Below are 4,961 nucleotides of genomic sequence, written 5' to 3' on the forward strand. Positions count from 1 at the left end.
CGATGGACAGGATTTCGCTCACCAGCGCGTCGACCTCCGTGCGCGAGCCGGCCTCGACGTTCAGTCGCAGCAGCGGCTCGGTGTTGGAGGCGCGCAGATTGAACCACGCGTTGCCCGGCAGATTCACGGTGACACCGTCGAGGCGGTCGATGGACTCGGCGCGGTCGGCGAACGCCCCGAGCACGGCGTCGGTGCGTTCGGCCGCGTCGTCGACCGTGGAGTTCAGCTCGCCCGACGCCTCGTAACGGTTGTAGGACCGCATGAGTTCGGACAGCGGCCGGTCCTGTCCCCCGAGTGCGGCCAGGACGTGCAACGCCGCGAGCATCCCGGAGTCGGCCCCCCAGAAATCTCGGAAGTAGTAGTGCGCGGAGTGCTCCCCACCGAAGACGGCGCCGGTCTCGGCCATCTGCTGCTTGATGAACGAATGGCCGACGCGCGTGCGCAAAGCGACACCGCCCTGCTCGGCTACGAGTTCGGGAACCACCCGGGATGTGATCAGGTTGTGAATAATCGTGGCGCCCGGCTCTTTCGCCAGTTCCCTGGAGGCGACGAGAGCAGTGACCGCCGAGGGGGTGACGGGTTCACCTCGTTCGTCGACGACGAAGCAGCGGTCGGCGTCGCCGTCGAAGGCCAGACCCACATCGGCGCCCGACTCGACAACCAGACGCTGCAGGTCCACCAGGTTGGCGGGGTCGAGCGGATTGGCCTCGTGGTTGGGGAAGGTGCCGTCGAGCTCGAAGAACAGCGGGACCAGATCGATCGGCAGCACATCGAACACTGCGGGGACCGTGTGTCCGCCCATTCCGTTTCCGGCGTCCACCGCGACCTTGAGCGGCCGCAACTGCGACAGGTCGACCAGACCCCGCACGAACGATGCGTACTCCGCGAGGACATCCTGCTCGGTGACGGTGCCGGCCGGGCCGTCGTATCCGGGGACGCCCTCGAGCAGTTCGGCGGTGATCGTTCCCAGACCGGTGTCCTGCCCGACAGGCTTCGCACCCGCACGGCACAACTTGATGCCGTTGTACTTCGCGGGGTTGTGGCTCGCGGTGAACATCGCGCCCGGGGCGTCGAGGATGCCGGAGGCGAAATACAGCTGATCGGTCGAGGCCAGGCCGATGAGCACGACGTCGAGACCCTGACCGGTGACACCTTCGGCGAAAGCCTGGGCCAGCTTCGGCGAGGAGTCGCGCATGTCGTGGCCGATCACCACACGGGACGCCGAGTTGTCGTTCCGGACCAGGCGCGCGAACGATGCGCCGACCTCGCGGACGAATCCCTCGTCGATCTGCTCTCCCACCACACCGCGGACGTCGTACGCCTTGATCACGGCTGCCACCGACTCGGCAGATCTCGCCACTGCTCTTGCTCCTGATCGTCGACTAGCGCCGCATCCTCCTCCGTGACGCGGCCCTCGATCAGCCTAGTGGGAACCGATCAGGATGTCGGGTCGGGCAACACGCGCAGGTGCCCACGGCGACCCGTGCGAGCAGTCGAGGGTGCCGCAGCGGCAGCGCGCGGCGCCGCTTCCGGCTCGTCGGGATGGGATTCGCCTCTGCCGCGCTCACCGAGACCGGCCTCACGTACCGCCTCTGCAAGAGCGGTCAGGTCGTCCTCGTCCGGACTGCCCGACGAGAAGGCTCCCTCGTACCGGACGAGCTCCCACCCCTTCGGCGCAGTGATGCGCGAACCGTGCGTCTCGCACAGGTCCCACGAATGGGGCTCGGCAACCGTGGCCAGCGGTCCGACGACTGCCGTGGAATCCGAGTACACGTAGGTCAGCGTCGCCACAGCAGGGTTCTTGCACCCAGGCCGGCAGCATCGACGCAGTGTTCTCACGCATGGGAGCGTAGCGCGCCGGGAGCTCCGGGACTATTCGGACACACCGTTGAGGACGCAGGCAATTTTTCGTGTCGTACTGTCCCTACATGCCCCGAGCACGCCGTCCTCGTCCCGTCTCGTCCCGTTCCGTGACGCGCCGTGGCCGCGGAATCCGCGGGCCACTGTTCCCGCACGACCTCCCCGCGTGGCGGTCGCGCGCCGAAAATTTCGACCTGCTCGTCCTGAGCGCCTTCGCACCGATCGACGCCCAGTGGCACGACCGGCTCACGAAGCTCGACATCGCCGTGGACGATGTGCCCAAGATTCGCGCCCGCGACCCCGACTCGGTGAATTGGCCCGACGAGGTGGTGGCCGACGGACCGGTCCCGCTCTCGCGTCTCGTTCCGGCAGGTATCGACCGGCGTGGAGCAGCGACACGTGCCCGGATCGTTCTCTTTCGCCGGCCGCTCGAACTTCGCGCCGAGGATCCCGAAGATCTCACCGACCTCGTGCACGACGTCCTCGTGCATCAGGTCGCGACGTATCTCGGTGTAGAACCGGAAATCGTGGACCCGGAGCTCGGGGACGCCGGCGATGACTGAGCCGTCGACGGTCGCGCTCCAAGCACGACCCGGTGCGGGATGAGTGGTCCAGGAACGACGAAGGTCGGGTTACCCGACCCCCATCGAGTAACCCGACCTTCGTATCGACATCGAAACGACCCCTGGTGTCAGGCCCGAACACCCCGTACCGGACCGGAGCCGGTCGTTACACGATTCCGCGCTTGAGGCGTCGCCGTTCCCTTTCCGACAACCCACCCCAAATTCCGAACCGCTCGTCGTGAGCAAGGGCATATTCGAGACAGTCGTCTCGAACATCACACCCCATGCAGATTCGCTTGGCCTCCCGCGTGGAGCCACCCTTCTCGGGGAAGAATGCCTCCGGGTCGGTCTGCGCGCACAGCGCACGCTCCTGCCACTGTTCTTCACTGTCCGAGGCATCACCGAATCCGGTAATCAAATTGAGAACCGGTGCCCCACTGTCCCGCTCGTCGTAGACACCCTCGATTGCAGTGTCGATTCGAGAGATTTCGAACCTCTCGCGCTCGTCGGCCATCACTCGCCTCCTCACCTGCAGCGCCGCAACCTCATTGCCCGGGGCTCACTCCCCGTGCCACCCTCTCGAATCTTCGTTCGAATGCGGGACACCACAATCGATCTCGATCCGGGAACCCGGAATGACATGTATGTGATTAGACACGTAGGGCGTGTCGCGGTCAAGCTGAACGACTTTTCTCGCTTACTATCGACGACTTTGCCTTCGGAGGTTTCGGACGGCGGGCAACGGGGTACCGCCGGCACCACATAGGCTTGGTCCGTGAACGTGACTGTATTGGTCGGAGGTGTCGGAGGGGCCCGTTTCCTCACGGGTCTGCGCCAACTCCTCGGCATTTCCCCGGGCTCGGACAAAGATCCAGGTGCCCCGCACCGGATCACCGCCATCGTCAACGTCGGCGACGACGTGTGGATGCACGGCCTGCGCATCTGCCCCGACCTCGATACGTGCATGTACACGCTCGGAGGGGGAATCGATCCCGAGCGTGGCTGGGGCCGTATCGACGAGACCTGGAATGCCAAGGAGGAACTCGCCGCGTACGGCGCGATCCCCGACTGGTTCGGTCTCGGCGACCGCGACATCGCAACTCACCTGATCCGCACCCAGATGCTCCGCACCGGCTATCCGCTGTCGGCCGTCACCGAAGCCCTGTGCGCAAGATGGAAGCCGGGGGTGACGTTGCTGCCGGTCTCCGACGACCGCAGCGAAACGCACGTCGTCATCACCGATCCCGCCGACGGCGAACAGCGTGCTGTCCACTTCGAGGAATGGTGGGTGCGTCATCGCGCGCAGGTACCCACCCACAGCTTCGCTCACATCGGCGCAGACGACGCCGAACCCGCCCCGGGGGTGCTCGACGCCATAGGATCCGCAGACGCCGTGATCCTCGCGCCGTCCAACCCGGTCGTGAGCGTCGGCGCCATCCTCGCAATTCCCGGCGTACGCGGAGCACTGCGCACCACGAGCGCGAAGGTCGTCGGGCTCTCCCCCGTCATCGGCGGCAAGCCCTTGCGCGGCATGGCCGATGCGTGCCTCGAGACCATCGGCGTCGACACCACCGCCGAGGCCGTCGGGCGCTACTACGGCGCCCGCAGCGGCACCGGCCTCCTCGACGGGTGGCTCGTCCATTCCACCGATCACGCCGACGTACCGGGCGTGACCGTCCGCAGCGTTCCCCTGCTCATGACCGACCCCGCCGCGACCGCCGACATGGCGCGTGCCGCACTGGAACTCGCTGGAGTGACCCTGTGATGCCTTCCGACACCGCGACCGGCGCCGCCGTGCGCGACCACGCCCCCGGCGGCGCCATCGAAATCCGGCCCGTCGCCGGACTGCCTGAGTTCCGTCCCGGCGACGACCTCGCCGGTGCGGTGGCGACCGCGGCTCCCTGGCTGGCCGACGGCGACATCCTCGTCGTCACCAGCAAGGTCGTGTCCAAGGTGGAGGGCCGGATCGTCGATGCCCCCACCGACCCCGACGGACGCGACGCGCTCCGGCGGCGGCTGGTGACCCAGGAAGCGGTGCGGGTGCTCGCGCAGAAGGGCCGCACTCTCATCACCGAGAACAAGCTCGGCATCGTGCAGGCCGCATCGGGTGTCGACGGCTCCAACGTCGACTCCGCCGAACTGGCCCTGCTTCCCGAGAATCCGGACGCCAGTGCGGCCGTGCTCCGTCAGCGCCTCGCCGAGCTGCTGGGTGTCACCGTCGGAGTCGTCATCACCGACACCATGGGCCGCGCATGGCGCGTGGGGCAGACCGACGCCGCTATCGGTTCGGCGGGGGTGCCGGTCCTGCACTGCTACGCCGGTTCCCGAGATCCACAGGGCAACGATCTGCTCGTGACCGAAGTCGCAGTCGCCGACGAACTCGCCGCCGCGGGGGATCTGGTCAAGGGCAAGCTCGGCGGAGTCCCGGTCGCCGTGGTGCGGGGCCTCCACCTGGCCGACGACGGTTCGAACGCACGTGCCCTGATCCGCGGGGGTGAGGAAGACCTGTTCTGGCTCGGCACCGCCGAAGCACTCGAC

6 protein-coding genes are annotated in these 4,961 nt (G+C 67.2%); 3 read left to right on the forward strand and 3 right to left on the reverse strand.

All coding sequences use genetic code 11. The features are described 5' to 3' along the window. Together Q8814_RS24400 and Q8814_RS24405 are read right to left on the reverse strand one after the other, a co-directional pair. On the reverse strand, positions 1-1,360 hold a 1,360-nt coding region (locus Q8814_RS24400), incomplete at its 3' end, for a phosphomannomutase/phosphoglucomutase (RefSeq protein ID WP_330154549.1). A gap of 77 nt (positions 1,361-1,437) precedes the next feature. Then, positions 1,438-1,839 (reverse strand): DUF3499 domain-containing protein, encoded by a 402-nt coding sequence (locus Q8814_RS24405; RefSeq protein ID WP_330154550.1) that lies wholly within the window; start codon positions 1,837-1,839, stop codon positions 1,438-1,440. A gap of 89 nt (positions 1,840-1,928) precedes the next feature. Here Q8814_RS24405 and Q8814_RS24410 point away from each other — a divergent pair, with 89 nt between their 5' ends. Next, on the forward strand, positions 1,929-2,423 hold the full coding sequence (locus tag Q8814_RS24410; RefSeq protein WP_330154551.1) for a metallopeptidase family protein: 495 nt from the start codon (positions 1,929-1,931) through the stop codon (positions 2,421-2,423). A gap of 166 nt (positions 2,424-2,589) precedes the next feature. Here Q8814_RS24410 and Q8814_RS24415 read toward each other — a convergent pair whose 3' ends face one another. Then, positions 2,590-2,841 carry a WhiB family transcriptional regulator gene (locus tag Q8814_RS24415; protein WP_330154554.1) on the reverse strand — a complete coding sequence of 84 codons (252 nt, stop codon included), beginning with the start codon at positions 2,839-2,841 and terminating at the stop codon, positions 2,590-2,592. 357 nt (positions 2,842-3,198) lie between these two features. Between Q8814_RS24415 and cofD the strand changes: the two genes are divergently transcribed. Further along, the gene (gene cofD, locus Q8814_RS24420) at positions 3,199-4,188 is read left to right on the forward strand and encodes a 2-phospho-L-lactate transferase (protein WP_330154552.1); all 990 of its coding nucleotides are present in this window, start codon (positions 3,199-3,201) and stop codon (positions 4,186-4,188) included. Continuing rightward, positions 4,188-4,961 (forward strand): coenzyme F420-0:L-glutamate ligase (locus Q8814_RS24425; RefSeq protein ID WP_330154553.1); only part of this gene is annotated, 774 nt, incomplete at its 3' end. The genes cofD and Q8814_RS24425, both read left to right, overlap by 1 nt.

The sequence above is a fragment of the Rhodococcus chondri genome, assembly GCF_036327435.1.
Classification (GTDB): domain Bacteria; phylum Actinomycetota; class Actinomycetes; order Mycobacteriales; family Mycobacteriaceae; genus Rhodococcus; species Rhodococcus chondri.

What these genes read in the sequence shown, in the direction of transcription:
- Q8814_RS24410 (WP_330154551.1), top strand. Translation starts at nt 1,929, where the DNA reads ATGCCCCGAGCACGCCGTCCTCGTCCCGTCTCGTCCCGTTCCGTGACG.